This is a genomic window from Burkholderia ubonensis (assembly GCF_902833085.1).
Lineage (GTDB): Bacteria > Pseudomonadota > Gammaproteobacteria > Burkholderiales > Burkholderiaceae > Burkholderia > Burkholderia ubonensis.
In genome coordinates, this window is the sequence record NZ_CADFEB010000009.1 from 172,912 (window position 1) to 188,516 (window position 15,605).

The window sequence follows — 15,605 nt, forward strand, 5'->3', positions numbered from 1 at the left end:
ACACTAGGGCCGGGAGCGCGATTTGCGATCAGCCGCTGACTTGGGAAATTGCCGCAGGAATTCGGTCGCCAGTCCGGCGCAGTAGTCGAACGACGGCGCGTAACCAAGCGTCCGGATGTCATTGAAGCGCGGCAGCAGGAAATCGCGGTGCTCGTCCAGGATTCGCAGAAAGGTTTCGCGATGGCGAATCAGGAACTCGCCCGCTGCCATCAAGCTGTCCGGTTCCCGTTCGATTACCAGACTCAGATCGAACAAGTCCCGCGCAGTCGGGCGATCGCCGCGATGCCACATTTTCTTTGCGACGATCTCCGCAGCAGTTTCGACCTTCACTGGATGGTCCATCAGCGTCCACTCGTCAAATCCGGGGCAGTCAGGTTCCGGGACACGACGAAATCGATCTCGCCGTCAGGCAACACGAGCTTCACGAACTCGGCGTGTTCCTCGTAGTCGGTCGTGATATCGGACGCTGCGTCGCTGATGCGGGGATTGACGTACCCGAGGTACTGCGGATTGGGAACGAAGATATCGATGTCCTTGCTCATGCGATGACCGTAACGCAGCATCAGGACGGTGCCGCCACCGAACGTCCAGAACGGATTGGCCGTGCCATGTGTCCGTATCTCGTCGATGAGCGTCAATGCGTGGCGAAACAGGCCCTGCCAAGGACCGTCGGGCAAAGGCACAGGTGCGTTCATCTCCAGACTCCCCGATAAAGATGAAGATCTTTCGACCAGGCTGCGAGGTGCTTCCAGATTTGCCTGAGCGGCGTGCCCGAACGTGTGGCGGCCTCCTCGGCCGCTTTCACCACGACCGGCACCGGAACCTCGTCGAGCACGACTGACAGCTGCGACTGATAGCCTTCCGGGATCCGCCCCGTGGCAAGTGCGTCCGCCAGCAGACGTTCGGTCAGGTCACCTTTGTAGCTGACGTTCGCACTCACTGCGGCCTTGTAGAGGCCTTTCTGGTCTGGCCGCGGCTGGGTCGTCAGTTCGATGCCGAGCACGCTCAGCAGCGGAATCAGCTTGTTGATGCCGAGATCCTTGACCTTGCCGGTTTCGAGCTGATTGACGGTGAAACGCGACAGGCCGGCGAGCTTTGCCAGTTGAGCTTGTGTGAGATCGAGTTCCATCCGCCGTTTCGCGACAGCCCGACCAATCTCGTAGAGTTGCATGCTGACCTCCCGGCCATCTGACGATGGGTGGCCCATCAATGTAAAGTATATCCTACATCAATGGATAGACGGCCGTCGTGCCTCGCCTCGCTTGCTGTATAGACTGCAAATCAAAAATCCCCCTTTCGCCAGGACGTCGGGAGCCGCCGTCGCGGCGTATATGGACTTCTCCGTCCAAGGAATATCGGTGAAAACATGGCTCCGTGGCGTGCAAACCTCGCGGAAGGCTAATACCGAAATGTTGCCGGATTTATCGCGTAATCCGGTACGAAAATGGCTGTCTTCCTTCGGTTATCGGCAGATCTGGCTCATATGCCACCTCGCCCGGATCAACCCGTATCCTCTCCTATTGCGCTCAAAAAACTAGCGGTCTAGACTGCACCCGGCTTCATCGGAAAACAAACTGTTCGCGCGCCGCGCGGGCCATCCGGCGCGGCGCTTCGCACCGGACGCCAGGGCAGCCGCCCGCCGCGTCGAGACACTGAAGGACATGCCATGAACCGGACTGCAAAGCTTCTCGTCACCGCGCTGGCGTTCGCGCCGCTCGTCTCGTTTGCCCAGGACGCGACGACGATCCGCTGGGGCATCGACCCCACGTACCCGCCGTTCGAGGCGAAGCAGCCGGACGGCTCGCTCGCCGGCTTCGACATCGACCTGCGCAATGCGATCTGCGAGCAGCTGCGCGCGAAATGCGTGTGGGTCGAGCAGGGCTTCGACGGGATGATTCCGGCGCTGCGCGCACGGAAGTTCGACGTGATCATGTCCGCGATGACGGCGACCGACGAGCGGCTCAAGCAGATCGACTTCTCGAACAGGCTGTACGCGTCGCCGGCCGCGCTCGTCGCGCCGGCCGGCTCGAAGCTGCTGCCGACCGCGGCGTCGCTCGCGGGCAAGCGCATCGGCATTGACCAGGGCACGACGCAGGAGGCTTACGCGAAGGCCGAATGGGCGCCGAAGGGCGTGACGATCGTGTCGTACCAGAATCAGGACCAGGTGTACCAGGATCTCGTCAACGGCCGCCTAGACGCGACGTTCCAGGACAAGACGCAGGCCGGCTATTCGTTCCTCAGGACGCCGCGCGGCAAGGGCTTCGCGTTCGCGGGCCCCGACGTGACGGACGTGCGCATCACCGGCTACGGCGTCGCGATGGGGCTGCGCAAGGGCGACGCCGACATGAAGAACCGCCTGAACACGGCGATCGCCGCGATTCGCGCGAACGGCACGTACCAGAAGATCGCCGCGAAGTATTTCGATTTCGACATCTACGGCGCGAAGCCGTGATGACGTGGACCCATGACTCAACTCACCGACAGGCAAGCCATGACCATGAGTATCCGAGACCGCGTCGCGAAGGCCGTCACGCCCGAGCTGATCGATGCGTTTCGCGCGGAAGGCGCGGTATGCGTCAAGAGCATCTTCTCGCCGGACGAGATCGCGGCGCTGAAGGCCGGCATCGACGACAACCTCGCGCACCCGAGCACGCGTGCGAAGGTCGCGAGCCGGCCCGACGATCCCGGCTGGTTCTTCGAGGATTTCTGCAACTGGCAGCACAACGCCGCGTATCGCGACTTCATCGTGCGTTCGCCCGCGCCGTCCGTCGCGGCGGCGCTGATGCGCGTCGACACCGTGCGGCTCCATCACGACCACCTGCTCGTCAAGGAGCCCGGCACGCGGCAGCGCACGCCGTGGCACCAGGACCAGCCGTACTACAACATCGAAGGCGACGACAACGTCAGCATGTGGATTCCGGTCGATCCGGTGCCGATCGAATCGACGCTCGAATTCATTGCCGGCTCGCATCGCGGCCCGTGGCTGATGCCGCGCACGTTCATGGACCGGGAAGCGAAATGGTTTCCGGAAGGCAGCCTCGCCGACCTGCCCGACATCGAAGCGGACCGCGCCGCGTTTCCGATCCGGCGCTGGGCGCTCGAACCGGGCGACATGGTGTGCTTCCGGATGCTGACGCTGCATGCGTCGGGCGGCACGCGGAACCGCCGGCGCGCGTTCTCGATCCGCTTCGTCGGCGACGATGTCCGCCATGCGCCGCGGCGCTGGAAGACGTCGCCGGATTTCCCGGGGCTCGCGGACGAGCTGCCGGACGGCGCGCCGCTCGCGCATCCGCTGTTTCCGGTCGTGTGGTCGAAGGCGGCCGGGCAGGCGTCGGCGCTCTGAGCGCGCCGCTCAGGTCTGCTTGTGCCCCGCGCCCGGCTTGAAGCGCGAGCCGAGCCGGTAGCGATTGCCCGGATGCAGGAAGTGCACGAACGTGACGGGCAGGCCGTTGGTCCAGGTGCGCCGCGTGAGCGTCAGGCACGGCTCGCCGGTGCGCATGTCGAGCAGTTGCGCCTGCTCGTGCGTCGGCAGCGACGCATCGACGACGTGCTCGATCTCCAGCTCGTCATGCGACACGTTGTTGTACAGATACTCGGACGGCGGCTCGCTCTGGAAATCCTGGTCGATGAAGCCCGGCGCGGCGGCGGGATTCACGTAGCGATCCTCGAGCTGGATCGGCCGGCCGTTCTCCTCGTGCACGCAGACGACGTGAAACACCGGCGTATTCACCGGCAGGCCGAACGCGGCCGCGACGTCGAACGATGCCGGCTCGCTTGCGCGGCTGAGCACGCGGCAGCGGTACTCGTGGCCGCGCGCGCGAATCTCGTCGCGGATGTGCGCGATCATCAGCAGGTTCGATTGCGGCTTGTTCTCGGCGACGAAGGTGCCGACGCCCGCCACGCGCTTCAGCGCGCCTTCGTCGGTCAGCTCGCGCAGCGCGCGGTTCACCGTCATGCGCGCGACGCCGAATTGCGCGGCGAGATCGAGCTCGGACGGGATGCGATCCCCGGGACGCCAGTCGCCGGATTCGATGTTCCGGCGCACGAGCGTCTTGATCTGCTGGAACGGCGCGGCGGCCTTCTTGACCATCGAGAGTCCTTGGGCGGGGAGAAGCGACGATTCTAGTCTTCGTGACTCACGATGACCAGAATCTCCGCCTGCGCTGCGCCGAGGCTTCGCGTGCGGTGCGGAATCAGCGCATTGAAGTAGACCGAGTCGCCCACCTTGAGCTGCACCGTTTCGTTCGGGAACTCGATCTCGACGCGCCCCTTGTGCACGAACAGGAATTCCTCGCCGTCATGCTCGCGGAACGTCGACGCGGCGAATTCGTGCGGCGGCCGGACGATGAACGGCAGCATCTTCTTCGGCGCGACGCCGGCCGCGATGCTGTCGAACTGCGCATGCCCGGCGGACCTGCCGCCCGGCGCGGCGCGCTCGTCCGCGCGCGTCACGGTGATCAGCTCGCGATTGTGGCGTTCCGAAAACAGTTGCTCGACATCGACGCTCAACGCCTTCGACAGCTTCAGCGCAACGGCGATCGACGGCACGCTCAAGCCGCGCTCGACCTTCGACAGATAGCTCTTGGTGAGACCGGTCTCATCGGCCAGCACATCGAGCGTCCAGCCCTTTTGCTTTCTCAACAGCTTCAGGCGAATCGTCATGGTGCAGAGGTTTCTTTTGGAAAACCGATTGTAACGCATGACACAATGTGTCATATAATCGGCCTCGTGTCATGAGTGCGCAAACGGATGCGTATGACGGGCACGTCCTTTCGATTGAGGAGGCTATATGGCGGAAACATTGCAGTTGCCGAAGGCGGCGCTCGTTGCGCTTGCCGAGCGGCGTCTCGAGAGCGAGGTGGGCGAGAGCGGCTGGACTGTGCGGCAGAAGCTGGCGCTCACGTGCCGGATCCTGTTCGACGCGGGGCATGACTCCGGCCTGGCCGGGCAGATCACCTGCCGCGCGGATGAGGCCGGCACCTACTATACGCAGCGGCTGGGGCTCGGCTTCGACGAGATATCGGCCGCGAACCTGCTGCGGGTCAACGAGGATCTCGATGTCGTCGACGGCGAAGGCATTCCGAATCCGGCCAACCGGTTTCATACGTGGATCTATCGCCAGCGCCCCGACGTGAACTGCATCATCCATACACACCCGACGCATGTCGCGGCGCTGTCGATGCTCGAGCAGCCGCTCGTCGTATCGCATATGGATACGTGTCCGCTCTACGACGATTGCGCGTTCCTGAAAGACTGGCCCGGCGTGCCCGTCGGCAACGAGGAAGGCGAAATCATTTCGAAGGCGCTCGGCGACAAGCGCTCGATCCTGCTGTCGCACCACGGCCAGCTCGTGGTCGGCACGACGATCGAGGAGGCCTGCGTGCTCGCGTTGCTGATCGAACGCGCCGCGAAGCTGCAATTGCTCGCGATGTCGGCCGGCACGATCCGGCCGGTTCCGCCGGCGCTCGCGCGGGAAGCGCACGACTGGATCTCGAAGCCGAAGCGCGACGCCGTGACGTTCGACTATTACGCCCGCCGCGCGCTTCGCACGCATCCCGATTGCGTCGCCTGAACCATCGATGCCATCGATCCGCATTGGCTTTTAATTCTGGAGTGCAAATCGTGTCAATCCTGCTGCAAGGCATCATTGCCTACCCGGTTACCCCTTTTTCCGCCGACGGCGACGTCGACCTGAAAGCGCTCGACGCGCTGATCGAGCGTCTGGTCGCCGATGGCGTTCACGGCATCGCGCCGCTCGGCAGCACGGGCGAGAGTGCGTACCTGTCCGACGCCGAATGGGAGGCAGTCGCCGACACGTCGATTCGTGCGGTCCGCAAACGCGTGCCGACGGTCGTCGGCATTTCCGACCTGACCACCGCGGGTGCGGTGCGCCGCGCCCGCTTTGCCGAGCGGGCCGGCGCCGACGCGGTGATGGTGCTGCCGGTGTCGTACTGGAAACTCGGCAACGACGAGATCGTCGGCCACTATCGCGCGATCGGCGATGCGATCGGCATTCCGGTCATGCTGTACAACAACCCGGCGACCAGCGGCGTCGACATGTCGCCCGAGCTGATCGCCACGATCTGCCGCACCGTCGACAACGTCACGATGGTCAAGGAGAGCACGGGCGACATCATGCGGATGCACCGTCTTGCGCAATTGAGCGACGGCGCGATTCCGTTCTACAACGGCAGCAATCCGATGGCGCTCGCCGCACTGGCAGCGGGCGCGGCCGGGTGGTGCACGGCCGCGCCGAACCTGAACGCGCGCTTGCCGCTTGCGCTGGTCGAGGCCGTTCGGGCGGGCGACCTGGCGCGGGCGCGAGAGGTCTTCCACGCGCAGTTGCCGCTGCTGCAATTCATCGTCAGTGGCGGCTTGCCGGTTACCGTCAAGGCCGGCTTGCGTCTGCGCGGCTTCGACGCAGGCGAACCGAGGAAGCCGCTGCTGCCGCTCGGCGAGGACAGGACGCGCGAACTCGCGCGCCTGCTCGCCGCACTGCCGGCGTGCGTGCAGGCATGAGCGACGCGCATCCGGCGATCGAGGCGGGGATCGGGGCCGTGCTCGTCGGGGCGTGCCGGCCGCTGGCCGGTACGCCCCACGCGAGCGCGATCGCCAAGCGGCCGGTGCCGGCGCGCTTGTGGCTGGGCGCGCTCGGCTTCGCGGGCGACGAGCAGGCGGACCGCCGGCATCATGGCGGCGCCGACAAGGCGGTCCACCACTACGCGCTCGACCACTATGCGTGGTGGTCCACGCAGATCGGCGCACGCGACGTGCTCGCGCAACCGGGGGCATTCGGCGAGAACCTGTCGACGTCGGGCATGACCGAGCGCGACGTCTGCATCGGCGACGTCTTCACGCTGGGCGGCGCCGTGCTTCAGCTATCGCAGTCCCGGCAACCCTGCTGGAAGCTCAACGCGCGTTTCGAGCATCCGCGGATGGCCGCGCTCGTGCAGCAAAGCGGGCGTACCGGATGGTATTACCGCGTGCTGGAGGAAGGGTGGGTGGAGCCGGGCGCGGTGCTGGCGCTGCACGCGCGCCCCCATCCGGAATGGCCGCTGTCGACGGTGCTCGACGTGTTGTACCGGCGCACGCTCGACATGGCGGCGCTCGACGCGCTGTGCGGCATCGGGACGCTGCCGCCCGCCTGGCGCAAGATGCTCGAGCGGCGCCGGACGGAACGAACGGTCGAAGACTGGACGAAGCGGCTGGAAGGGTGACGGGCGGCGGCGCGCGGTTTATCCGGCTGCCAGCTCGCGCACGTCCGCCGTCGGCGTGGCGCCGAACGCATCGCTCAGCGCGTAGTCGATCAGTTGCCGCGCGGCCGCGTCCGGCGTCGCGAGCGCGCCGCTCGCCTTCAGCTGGTCGAACTTCTCGCGCTGCGGGAAACGATCGGTGCTGGTCGCGCGGATCGTTGCCTGCATGCCGGTATCGACGACGCCCGGCGCGACGCTGCAGATGCGCAGCCCGCGCGTTGCATCCAGTGCGACCGCGCGCGCGTGATGGTCGAGCGCGGCCTTGGTCGCGCAATAGATGCTCCAGCCCGCGTACGCATTGCGCGCCGCGCCGCTCGACACGTGCAGGATGCGGCGCTCGACGGTGTCGGCGCCGGCCTGCGCGAGCGCGCTCGACAGCATCAGCGGCGTCGCGACGTTCAGGCTGACCGCGCGCGCGATGGCCGCCGGGTCCTGCGCGTCGAGCGGGCCGATCGGTTCGACGGTGCCGGCGTTGTTGAACAGCAGCACGGTGGATGCGCTGTCGACGAAGCGGGCCAATGCGTCGCCGGCGAGCCATGCTTCGACGCGTGCCGGGTCCGACAGATCGAGTTCGACTTCGGCGAAGCGCTCGCCGCCTTGCGCGCCGAGCGACGGATGACGGCTGCGCGACAGGCCGAGCACGGCGATGCCGCGCGCCAGCAGTTGCGCGGCGAGCGCGGCGCCGAGGCCGCGCGTGTGGCCGGTGACGATCGCGCGAACGGACGGGAATGGAGTGGACGGGCTGGTCATGTCGATGAAATGCGGATGGGGGTTGAACGGACGCGATGGCCGATCGTTCACGGCGATGGGGCGCCGGAAGCGGCTGCTCCGACGCGTCGTGCCCCGCCTGACGAACGCGTATCGTAGCGCCGGCGTCCGCGTCGCGCAAACGCGGACGCCGTTGCGCGATCTACACGGTCGCGACGAGGAACACTTCGCCGTCGACCGGCCGGAACCCGTCGGTCCGTCCGCTGAAATAGCGTTGCGCGAGATCGGCCGGCAACACGCAGCGGGCTTTGCCGAAGCCGGCTTCGCTTGCGAGCGCGAGGATTTCGGACGGACTGAACAGGCTCACGAACGGCGTGCCGGAATCGCGCGCGCGGTTCAGCACTGCCTCATATATCGGGCGGTCCGCCGGCTCGACGAGCTCGGGCGGCAGCAGGAACGTCATCGCGAGCGTCGTGCCGCGCGCGAGCGACGCGATCTGCCGCAGCGTCGCCTTGATCGCGTCGAGGCTCAGGTACATCGTCACGCCGGTGGACGCGACGACCGCCGGCTGGTCGGCCGCGAAACCCGCCGCCGCCAGTTTCTCGAGCCACGATTCTCTGGCCTCGAAGTCGACCGGCACGAGATGCAGCCATTCCGGCACGCCGAAACCGAGCGAGATCAGGCGCTGCCGCTTCCATGCCTGCGGGCCCGGCTGGTCCACTTCGAACACCTGCAGGCGCGACGCGAGGCCCGGCCGGCGCTGCGCGAAGGTGTCCAGGCCCGCGCCGAGCAGCACGTACTGCGCGATGCCGCGATCGGCGTACTCGGCCACCAGATCCTCGATGAAGCGCGCGCGTCCGACGACCGACGCCCGAAAGCCGCGCGTGCCCTGCGGGTGCATGTCGGGACGGTCGCGCCAGTCTTCGTCCGGCGCGATCAGTTGCAGGCCGATATCGTCTTCGAGCACATACGGCGGCGCGTCGACCTCCGTGTGCATGGCCCGCCACAGTGCGACGCGCAATGCGGTGCTTTCCGGTGCGACGGACTGCTTGTCTGGCATGACGTTCTCCTGTCTGGTGGCGAAAGTTTGAGCCGCGCACAAAGTGTAGTCATCGTGCGCGGCGGTTCCAAGCCGGCCGTTACGCGCGATTCGGGCAGCGCATTCGGCGAACGCGACTGACGCATCGCATGCAGCGATTGCGATCGATGCGACCAGCGCAACGAATGCGTTGAATGTGACGAATGCCGCGACACGCGACCGCACGCCCACGCAGCGCGGCACCGGCTATCATATGGCTCGCCCGCCCGGCGCGCCGCCGGGCCGCGATCCGCTTCCCTTTCACACGCAGCATGCCGCGACGCCACCCATGAACACCACTCCGGATACTCCTTCGCCCCGCCCCCTTCGCGAACTGACGCAGCTCGAAGCGCGCATTCTTGGTGTGCTGGTCGAGAAACAGCACACGGTGCCGGATACGTACCCGCTGTCGCTCAACGCGCTGACGGCGGGCTGCAATCAGAAGACCGCGCGCTCGCCGGTGATGAACGTCACCGAGGCCGAGGTGACGACCGCGATCGACGGGCTGAAGCATCTGAGCATCGTGATGGAGGGCAGCAGCAGCCGCGTGCCGCGTTTCGAGCACAACATGAACCGCGTGCTCGGCGTCCCGAGCCAGGCGATCGCGCTGCTGACGATCCTGCTGCTGCGCGGCCCGCAGACCGCCGCGGAGCTGCGCCTGAACACCGCGCGCCTGCACGGCTTCGCGGACATCTCGTCGGTCGAGGCGTTCCTGGAAGAGCTGGCGACGCGCGAGCCCCCGCTCGTCGTGAAGCTGCCGCGCGCGGCCGGCGCGCGGGAGAACCGCTGGACGCACCTGATGTGCGGCGAGGTGAGCGTGAGCGACTTCGCGGGGCAGGATGCAGGCGGGGCCGATTCCGTCCCGCCGTCCGAGTTCGAGGCGCTGAAGGCAGAGCAGAAGCGTCTCGCGGATGAGGTCGCCCGGTTGCAGGCGCTCGTCGAGCGGATGGCCGCCGAACTGGGGATCGAAGTCGATCCGGCGGGCGACGCCTCCTGACACAGCGCCGGTAACGCTTTACGGCAACTTGACGCCCGGTATGAGATAGCGCGTACCACCTGGTTTCAGGATCGGCGTCAGCGCCGCAAACGGCACTTCTAGCTGCGGTCCGAGACAGGCGCCCAACGCGTGCCCGATGCCGGAGACGGTAAACGACAGCTTGCCGGGTACATCGAACTCGAATGCGAGATAGTCGGGAAGCATGTCGGCGCACGAGATCGGATTGCCTTCGCCGTCCGTCGGCCGCTCGCCGGACTTGGCTTCGTCGCGCAGCCGCGCGATGAGGCGCGCCAGCGCGGGGCTCGTTTCCGGTACATCGTCCTTTCCCGGCGAAGCAGCGTCGATGACGCGATTCCAGTCGAGATACGCGCCGCGCAGCAGGTCGAACGTCACGGGGTCGTAGTGATTGTTCGGGTGCGCGCCGCCGCAGAATGTGCTGCCCGATTCCACGATGCCGAGTACTGCCGATGACAGCCACGTGACCGTCACGTGCTCGTCGTCATATCCGCCGAGCGAACCGGCTGCCGGCCCGTCGTCCGTATAGCGCGTCGACGCGCATTCGAGCGCGGCGAGATTCATCTGCCCGTGCCGCTGCTCCAGCAGGCGGTTGACTCGCGTCATCACGGCCGGATCGGGATGGCGGCTGAGCCGCGGATACATGAACTGCGTGCGTGGGTCGCGCCACATCCGGTAGCCGACCGTGCCGTCGCCGATCTCGGGGCCGGCGGGTTGCGCATGGCCGGCGAGCTTCAGCGCCGCGTAAGGCGCGTGCTTCATGTCGATTTCCGCGCCGCGCGCGATGCCGCTGCCGACGCCGCCGGCGATGCGATCGGTGACGGCTTCGACGGAACCGGGTGCAACCGCGTCGGGATCGTATTCGGCGACACGACGCAGTGCGAAGGCGCGCGTCTTGCCGGAGCGTGCGTCGGTCCAGCGGCCGCGATAACCGTCCTTGTCCTGCGTGCCATGCCAGGTTGCGGCGGCATGGTCGAAGTCGGCGTGTTCGTCGTATCTCAATGCAGCGCGCGCGTCGTCAGGCAAATCCGTTCGCGCGAACGGTTCGATGAGCCGCGCCGGCTTGCCGTGCAGCGGAATGTCGATGCCGTACTGCGCGTAGCAATAGCGGCCCGAGATCGCGCCGCCTGCCGCCGGCCGGCTGTCGAGTTCCATCACGACCTCGCCGGCGCCTTGCAGCGTGCCCTGGTAGACGATGCGCGGCGCGGCATCCGCGAAACCTGCGTGCAGTGCGAGCCACAGCAGCGCAATCCGAAGCGGGAGTCTCATGGTGGGTGACGGATGATTCAACCGAGGCCGATCCGCGTCGCGCCCGCATCGACGAGCCGGAACAGCAGATCCTCGACGGCTGTCCCGGGCGCCGAACCGAGATCCGCGTTGACGCGCCATCCCTGTTCAGTGCGAGCCGGTTCGGACAGATAGTGGACGATGCCGTGCAGGCCGTCCTCGGCCGGCGCATTCTCGTCGTCGGCGTCGAACCACGCGAAAAACCACGTCTTGAATGCGTCGGTCGCCGCGCGTTCGTCGAGACCGTCGGCTTCGATCGTGGCCCAGTCCCACACGAACGGGCGGATCGACACGGCAGCCGTATCGAGATCGAACGTGAACGGTTCGAAATCCAGTTGCGTGACCGAGTCGACCATCGCGGGCCGGCCGGCCGATTCGCCTTCGGTCGGAATGGTGTCGGCACGGCATGGCAGCGCCAGCGGCCCTTCGGTGGCCAGCGTGCCGTCGGCGTGCCGGTAGGCCGGTTCGACGCAAGCGGCCGATTGCGCGGCTGCTTTCGCGAGCAGGTCGGCATAGGGCTGGCGGATGGCGCGGAGCAGTTCGGATACGGTCATCGTGGCATGTCGGATGGGTCAGCAGGCCGGCACCCGTGCGCCCCGCGTCGAACGACGGCGCGCGTAGGTACCGGACAGCCGTGATCGTACGGCACTTCAGCCGCGCGTGCGCAGTCGGCCGAACGGCCAGGTCGCATGCATGGCCCTTTGCGATATGCGACCGCGACGACATGCATGACACAAGACACCGGGGACCGTTTCAAAAAAGTGTTTGATGACGGTCGGCATTTCGCCGACCTGTCGACCTGAATCAACGCCACGGGATTTAGATGTTTCCCTTCAAACAACCGAAAACGCCTTCGGCCGCGCGCCTGTTGTGCTTCAATTAATCCGGTTGGCACTCCTACTAAAACGGCACATCCAGAACGAACTCACACAAGGACTACCCCCAATGTCCTCCAAATTTTTCATGGCCATTGCGGCCGCCGCGTCCATCCTGCTGGCCATCGCCGCGCCGCCGGCCAGCGCCGGTGTGCCGACCGTGTCCGATCCGTTCTACACCTATACCGGCACCACGCCATTGGCATCGATTCCACCGGGCACGGTACTCAAGACGCGCAACGTCACCTATCACGTGGCCGGCATTCCGACCGCGGTGACCGCCCAGCAATTGCTGTATCGCACCAATAACGCGCGCAACCAGCCCGTCGTCAACGTGACTTCGGTCATCCGGAGCCAGGTCAGCAACGGCCGGGCCATCTCGTACCAGTCGGCCTACGATTCGTTGAACCCGTACGACGAGCCCTCGCAGGTGATCGCCGGAGATCGGGACGTCACGAAGATCATCAACGTGGGGACCCTGCTCTACAGCGCGGAATCCATTCCGCTGTCGACGCTGCTGCTGCTGGGATACAACATCATCGTGCCCGATACGGAAGGACAGACGGCGGATTTCGCTGCCGGCCCCGAATATGGCATGGCGACCCTCGATTCGATCCGCGCGGCGCTCAATACGCCGTCGACCGGGCTGGTTCCGTCCAGCAAGGTCGCGATGATCGGCTATTCCGGCGGCGCAATTGCCACGAACTGGGCGGCGCAACTGGCGCCGAGCTATGCGCCGGACATCAACAGGCAGCTCGTCGGCGCGGCGGAAGGGGGCGTACTCGTCGACCCCGCCCACAATCTGCGTTACGTCGACGGCGGCATCGTCTGGGGCGGAGTCGCCGCGGCTGCGCTCGCCGGGCTGTCGCGAGGCTATGACTTCGACCTGACGCCCTATCTCAGCGACACCGGCGTTGCGGTATTCAACGATATCCGGAATCAGTCGCTTGCCTATATCCTGCCGAAATACACGGGACTGCATTGGGCAACGCTGTTCAAGCCGCAATACGCGAACGACATCAACAGCATTCCGGCGTATGTGACGTATGCGAACAAGGTGAATGCCGGGCTTGCCGCGTCGCCGACGATCCCGATGTATATCGGTCAGGGAACGGCAGGCGTGCTGGACGGCACGTTCAGCAGCCAGGTGGGCGACGGCGTGATGCTGGCCTACGACGTGCGCGCCCTTGCACAGAAGTTCTGCTCGAGCGGCGTGCCGGTCGTGTACACCGAATATCCGCTTGAACATGCCGGGGCCATCGTGCCATGGGTGGCCGGGATGTTGCCTTGGCTCTATGACCGCTTCGCCGGGAAAGCCGCACCGAGCAATTGCGCGCTGACTGCGCTCCTGCCGAGCAATTCGCTGGCGCCGGAGACGCTGCACTAGGCGCGACGCGCGATGCGGCGAATGGCCGCCAACGCATGATTCATCGCGCGCTGTCTCGTTTTCGACGGGGACAGGCGATCCTCCGCGGATCGCCTTTTCGTCCTGCGTTGCGGCGCGGGCGCCGGGCGTCCCGCACACCGCCCGCCGCCGCCCGCGTCCCTGCGCCGCACCCCTTCGCCGCCCCGCCCGCGATCGCCGCCGTCATGGCCGAGTGCCATAATCGAGCCTGCTGACCATTCCAGAAGACGTCCCCCGGAGAATTACCATGCAGAACCTCGACAATCCTTCACACGATCGCGAGGTCGGCGTCGCCGACGCGACGCAGGACACCACACGCATCGACGACGTCCGCATCGGCGCCGTCCGTCCGCTGATCTCCCCGGCGCTGCTGCAGGACGAGCTGCCGGTGCCGGCCGCTACGCAGGCGCTCGTCGAGGACACTCGCAAGGCGATCGGCGACATCCTGCACGGCCGCGACGACCGGCTGCTGATCGTCGTCGGCCCGTGCTCGATCCACGATCACGACCAGGCGCTCGAGTACGCGCATCGCCTGAAGGCCGCCGCCGACGCGCTGAAGGACGACCTGCTGATCACGATGCGCGTCTATTTCGAGAAGCCGCGCACGACGGTCGGCTGGAAGGGCTACATCAACGATCCGCGGCTCGACGGCAGCTTTCGCATCAACGAAGGGCTGCGCGCCGCGCGGCAGCTGCTGCTCGACGTCAACGCGCTCGGCCTGCCGGCCGCGACCGAATTCCTCGACCTGCTGAGCCCGCAGTACATCGCCGACCTGATCGCGTGGGGCGCGATCGGCGCGCGTACGACCGAGAGCCAGAGCCATCGCCAGCTCGCATCGGGCCTGAGCTGCCCGATCGGGTTCAAGAACGGCACCGACGGCGGCGTGCAGGTCGCGTCGGACGCGATCGTCGCCGCGCGCGCGAGTCACGCGTTCATGGGAATGACGAAGATGGGTATGGCCGCGATCTTCGAGACGCGCGGCAACGACGATGCGCACGTGATCCTGCGCGGCGGCAAGAACGGCCCGAACTACGACGCCGCGCATGTCGAAGCGAGCTGCGCGGTGCTGCGCGCGGCGGGGTTGCGCGAGCAGGTGATGGTCGATTGTTCGCATGCGAACTCGAACAAGTCTCACGAGCGGCAGATCGACGTCGCGCAGGATCTCGCGCGGCAGCTCGCGCAGGGCGAGCACCGGATCGTCGGCGTGATGGTCGAGAGCCATCTCGAGGCGGGGCGGCAGGATCTGAAGGCGGGCGTGCCGCTGAAATACGGCGTGTCGATCACCGATGCTTGCCTGAGCTGGACGCAGACGGAGCCGGTGCTCGACGTGCTCGCCGAGGCGGTGCGGCATCGCAGGGTGTATTCGCGCAACGCGTGATGCGAGGGCGGCGGGCCTGAGCATCGACGCTGATCTGCGTGCGTCGCCGCAGCATTGCTGCGGCATGGTGTCCGATGCAGCGCCACGCTAGCGGCGCTAACATGGCGGCAGTGTTGCGTCATGCAACGCGCCCGACACCAACGACAAACGAACCGGAGTCCGACAACATGGCTTTCTACAAGACCCTCGTCGCAATGACCGTGCTCGCATCGAGCATCGGCGCACACGCGCAGATCGCGGGCACGCAGCCGCTCAGCGTCACCGTCGAGCAATCGCAGGCGCTGCTCGAAGGCTGGAGCGTGAAGAAGAGCGTGCTCGGCAAGCCCGTGTACAACGACCAGAACCAGAAGGTCGGCACGATCCGCGACCTGATCGTCGCGCCGGACGGCTCGGTGTCGGCGGCAATCGTCGCGGCCGGCGGCTTCCTCGGCGTCGCGGCGCACGACGTCGCGGTGCCGATCGCGTCGCTCGACGTGCGCAACGGCAACATCTATCTGCCGGGCGCGACGAAGGAAGCGCTGAAGGCGACGCCGGCGTTCCAGTACGCGAAGGTGCCGGCGCCGCCGAAGCCGAAGCAGGTCGACGAGAAGCACTGAACCTGATGCGCGG

Annotated in this window: 18 protein-coding genes; 9 read left to right on the forward strand and 9 right to left on the reverse strand. The window is 66.4% G+C overall.

Annotation, left to right across the window (positions count from 1 at the left end):
* Positions 1 to 3: 3 nt before the first annotated feature.
* Genes HWX31_RS35265 through HWX31_RS24985 form a run of 3 tightly spaced genes read right to left on the reverse strand, consistent with a single transcriptional unit; the run spans position 4 to position 1,171 of the window.
* Positions 4 to 342, reverse strand: coding sequence for a nucleotidyl transferase AbiEii/AbiGii toxin family protein (locus tag HWX31_RS35265; RefSeq protein WP_232430262.1), 339 nt, complete (start codon positions 340 to 342; stop codon positions 4 to 6).
* Positions 342 to 695: a nucleotidyl transferase AbiEii/AbiGii toxin family protein gene (locus HWX31_RS35270; RefSeq protein ID WP_341829976.1), complete on the reverse strand. Its 354-nt coding sequence runs from the start codon at positions 693 to 695 to the stop codon at positions 342 to 344. The genes HWX31_RS35265 and HWX31_RS35270 overlap by 1 nt, the downstream gene beginning before the upstream one ends.
* Positions 692 to 1,171, reverse strand: coding sequence for a helix-turn-helix domain-containing protein (locus tag HWX31_RS24985; protein ID WP_174963841.1), 480 nt, complete (start codon positions 1,169 to 1,171; stop codon positions 692 to 694). The genes HWX31_RS35270 and HWX31_RS24985 overlap by 4 nt, the downstream gene beginning before the upstream one ends.
* 495 nt (positions 1,172 to 1,666) lie before the next feature.
* Here HWX31_RS24985 and HWX31_RS24990 point away from each other — a divergent pair, with 495 nt between their 5' ends.
* Together HWX31_RS24990 and HWX31_RS24995 are read left to right on the forward strand one after the other, a co-directional pair.
* Positions 1,667 to 2,452, forward strand: coding sequence for an ABC transporter substrate-binding protein (locus HWX31_RS24990; RefSeq protein ID WP_059610596.1), 786 nt, complete (start codon positions 1,667 to 1,669; stop codon positions 2,450 to 2,452).
* 39 nt (positions 2,453 to 2,491) lie between these two features.
* Complete coding sequence (locus HWX31_RS24995; protein ID WP_174963840.1) at positions 2,492 to 3,343, forward strand: phytanoyl-CoA dioxygenase family protein; 852 nt, start codon at positions 2,492 to 2,494, stop codon at positions 3,341 to 3,343.
* A gap of 9 nt (positions 3,344 to 3,352) precedes the next feature.
* Here the strand turns inward: HWX31_RS24995 and hutC are convergent, their stop codons facing one another.
* Positions 3,353 to 4,090 (reverse strand): histidine utilization repressor, encoded by a 738-nt coding sequence (hutC, locus tag HWX31_RS25000; RefSeq protein ID WP_059610595.1) that lies wholly within the window; start codon positions 4,088 to 4,090, stop codon positions 3,353 to 3,355.
* Between the two features lie 32 nt (positions 4,091 to 4,122).
* Positions 4,123 to 4,662 (reverse strand): helix-turn-helix domain-containing protein, encoded by a 540-nt coding sequence (locus HWX31_RS25005; RefSeq protein ID WP_174963839.1) that lies wholly within the window; start codon positions 4,660 to 4,662, stop codon positions 4,123 to 4,125.
* Between the two features lie 127 nt (positions 4,663 to 4,789).
* Between HWX31_RS25005 and HWX31_RS25010 the strand changes: the two genes are divergently transcribed.
* Genes HWX31_RS25010 through HWX31_RS25020 form a run of 3 tightly spaced genes read left to right on the forward strand, consistent with a single transcriptional unit; the run spans position 4,790 to position 7,217 of the window.
* Positions 4,790 to 5,572: an aldolase gene (locus tag HWX31_RS25010; RefSeq protein ID WP_059711293.1), complete on the forward strand. Its 783-nt coding sequence runs from the start codon at positions 4,790 to 4,792 to the stop codon at positions 5,570 to 5,572.
* Between the two features lie 50 nt (positions 5,573 to 5,622).
* Entirely contained in the window at positions 5,623 to 6,519 is an 897-nt protein-coding gene (locus tag HWX31_RS25015; RefSeq protein WP_174963838.1) for a dihydrodipicolinate synthase family protein, read from the forward strand.
* Positions 6,516 to 7,217, forward strand: a complete 702-nt coding sequence (locus HWX31_RS25020) for an MOSC domain-containing protein (RefSeq protein WP_174963837.1) — start codon at positions 6,516 to 6,518, stop codon at positions 7,215 to 7,217. The genes HWX31_RS25015 and HWX31_RS25020 overlap by 4 nt, the downstream gene beginning before the upstream one ends.
* A gap of 18 nt (positions 7,218 to 7,235) precedes the next feature.
* Here HWX31_RS25020 and HWX31_RS25025 read toward each other — a convergent pair whose 3' ends face one another.
* Both HWX31_RS25025 and HWX31_RS25030 read right to left on the reverse strand, forming a co-directional pair.
* Positions 7,236 to 8,003, reverse strand: a complete 768-nt coding sequence (locus HWX31_RS25025) for an SDR family oxidoreductase (RefSeq protein ID WP_174963836.1) — start codon at positions 8,001 to 8,003, stop codon at positions 7,236 to 7,238.
* Between the two features lie 160 nt (positions 8,004 to 8,163).
* Positions 8,164 to 9,021, reverse strand: coding sequence for a class I SAM-dependent methyltransferase (locus tag HWX31_RS25030; RefSeq protein WP_174963835.1), 858 nt, complete (start codon positions 9,019 to 9,021; stop codon positions 8,164 to 8,166).
* A 307-nt stretch (positions 9,022 to 9,328) separates the two neighbouring features.
* On the opposite strand from HWX31_RS25030, the gene HWX31_RS25035 reads away from it, so the two are divergent.
* Positions 9,329 to 10,036 carry a YceH family protein gene (locus tag HWX31_RS25035; RefSeq protein WP_174963834.1) on the forward strand — a complete coding sequence of 236 codons (708 nt, stop codon included), beginning with the start codon at positions 9,329 to 9,331 and terminating at the stop codon, positions 10,034 to 10,036.
* Positions 10,037 to 10,054: 18 nt separating this feature from the next.
* Here HWX31_RS25035 and HWX31_RS25040 read toward each other — a convergent pair whose 3' ends face one another.
* Both HWX31_RS25040 and HWX31_RS25045 read right to left on the reverse strand, forming a co-directional pair.
* Entirely contained in the window at positions 10,055 to 11,320 is a 1,266-nt protein-coding gene (locus HWX31_RS25040; protein WP_174963833.1) for a hypothetical protein, read from the reverse strand.
* A gap of 17 nt (positions 11,321 to 11,337) precedes the next feature.
* Positions 11,338 to 11,892, reverse strand: a complete 555-nt coding sequence (locus HWX31_RS25045) for a hypothetical protein (RefSeq protein ID WP_174963832.1) — start codon at positions 11,890 to 11,892, stop codon at positions 11,338 to 11,340.
* A 391-nt stretch (positions 11,893 to 12,283) separates the two neighbouring features.
* Here HWX31_RS25045 and HWX31_RS25050 point away from each other — a divergent pair, with 391 nt between their 5' ends.
* The 3 genes from HWX31_RS25050 (at position 12,284) to HWX31_RS25060 (ending at position 15,592) form a co-directional block, all read left to right on the forward strand.
* Positions 12,284 to 13,600: a lipase family protein gene (locus tag HWX31_RS25050; protein WP_174963831.1), complete on the forward strand. Its 1,317-nt coding sequence runs from the start codon at positions 12,284 to 12,286 to the stop codon at positions 13,598 to 13,600.
* 265 nt (positions 13,601 to 13,865) lie between these two features.
* Positions 13,866 to 14,996 (forward strand): 3-deoxy-7-phosphoheptulonate synthase, encoded by a 1,131-nt coding sequence (locus tag HWX31_RS25055; RefSeq protein WP_244143842.1) that lies wholly within the window; start codon positions 13,866 to 13,868, stop codon positions 14,994 to 14,996.
* Between the two features lie 167 nt (positions 14,997 to 15,163).
* Positions 15,164 to 15,592 (forward strand): PRC-barrel domain-containing protein, encoded by a 429-nt coding sequence (locus HWX31_RS25060; protein WP_059538017.1) that lies wholly within the window; start codon positions 15,164 to 15,166, stop codon positions 15,590 to 15,592.
* The last annotated feature ends 13 nt before the right edge of the window (positions 15,593 to 15,605 follow it).

Bases quoted from the DNA above. Each gene is read 5' to 3' on its own strand.
- HWX31_RS35265 (WP_232430262.1), bottom strand. From the start codon at position 342: ATGGACCATCCAGTGAAGGTCGAAACTGCTGCGGAGATCGTCGCAAAG.
- HWX31_RS35270 (WP_341829976.1), bottom strand. From the start codon at position 695: ATGAACGCACCTGTGCCTTTGCCCGACGGTCCTTGGCAGGGCCTGTTT.
- HWX31_RS24985 (WP_174963841.1), bottom strand. From the start codon at position 1,171: ATGCAACTCTACGAGATTGGTCGGGCTGTCGCGAAACGGCGGATGGAA.
- HWX31_RS24990 (WP_059610596.1), top strand. From the start codon at position 1,667: ATGAACCGGACTGCAAAGCTTCTCGTCACCGCGCTGGCGTTCGCGCCG.
- HWX31_RS24995 (WP_174963840.1), top strand. From the start codon at position 2,492: ATGACCATGAGTATCCGAGACCGCGTCGCGAAGGCCGTCACGCCCGAG.
- hutC (WP_059610595.1), bottom strand. From the start codon at position 4,090: ATGGTCAAGAAGGCCGCCGCGCCGTTCCAGCAGATCAAGACGCTCGTG.
- HWX31_RS25005 (WP_174963839.1), bottom strand. From the start codon at position 4,662: ATGACGATTCGCCTGAAGCTGTTGAGAAAGCAAAAGGGCTGGACGCTC.
- HWX31_RS25010 (WP_059711293.1), top strand. From the start codon at position 4,790: ATGGCGGAAACATTGCAGTTGCCGAAGGCGGCGCTCGTTGCGCTTGCC.
- HWX31_RS25020 (WP_174963837.1), top strand. From the start codon at position 6,516: ATGAGCGACGCGCATCCGGCGATCGAGGCGGGGATCGGGGCCGTGCTC.
- HWX31_RS25025 (WP_174963836.1), bottom strand. From the start codon at position 8,003: ATGACCAGCCCGTCCACTCCATTCCCGTCCGTTCGCGCGATCGTCACC.
- HWX31_RS25030 (WP_174963835.1), bottom strand. From the start codon at position 9,021: ATGCCAGACAAGCAGTCCGTCGCACCGGAAAGCACCGCATTGCGCGTC.
- HWX31_RS25035 (WP_174963834.1), top strand. From the start codon at position 9,329: ATGAACACCACTCCGGATACTCCTTCGCCCCGCCCCCTTCGCGAACTG.
- HWX31_RS25040 (WP_174963833.1), bottom strand. From the start codon at position 11,320: ATGAGACTCCCGCTTCGGATTGCGCTGCTGTGGCTCGCACTGCACGCA.
- HWX31_RS25045 (WP_174963832.1), bottom strand. From the start codon at position 11,892: ATGACCGTATCCGAACTGCTCCGCGCCATCCGCCAGCCCTATGCCGAC.
- HWX31_RS25050 (WP_174963831.1), top strand. From the start codon at position 12,284: ATGTCCTCCAAATTTTTCATGGCCATTGCGGCCGCCGCGTCCATCCTG.
- HWX31_RS25055 (WP_244143842.1), top strand. From the start codon at position 13,866: ATGCAGAACCTCGACAATCCTTCACACGATCGCGAGGTCGGCGTCGCC.
- HWX31_RS25060 (WP_059538017.1), top strand. From the start codon at position 15,164: ATGGCTTTCTACAAGACCCTCGTCGCAATGACCGTGCTCGCATCGAGC.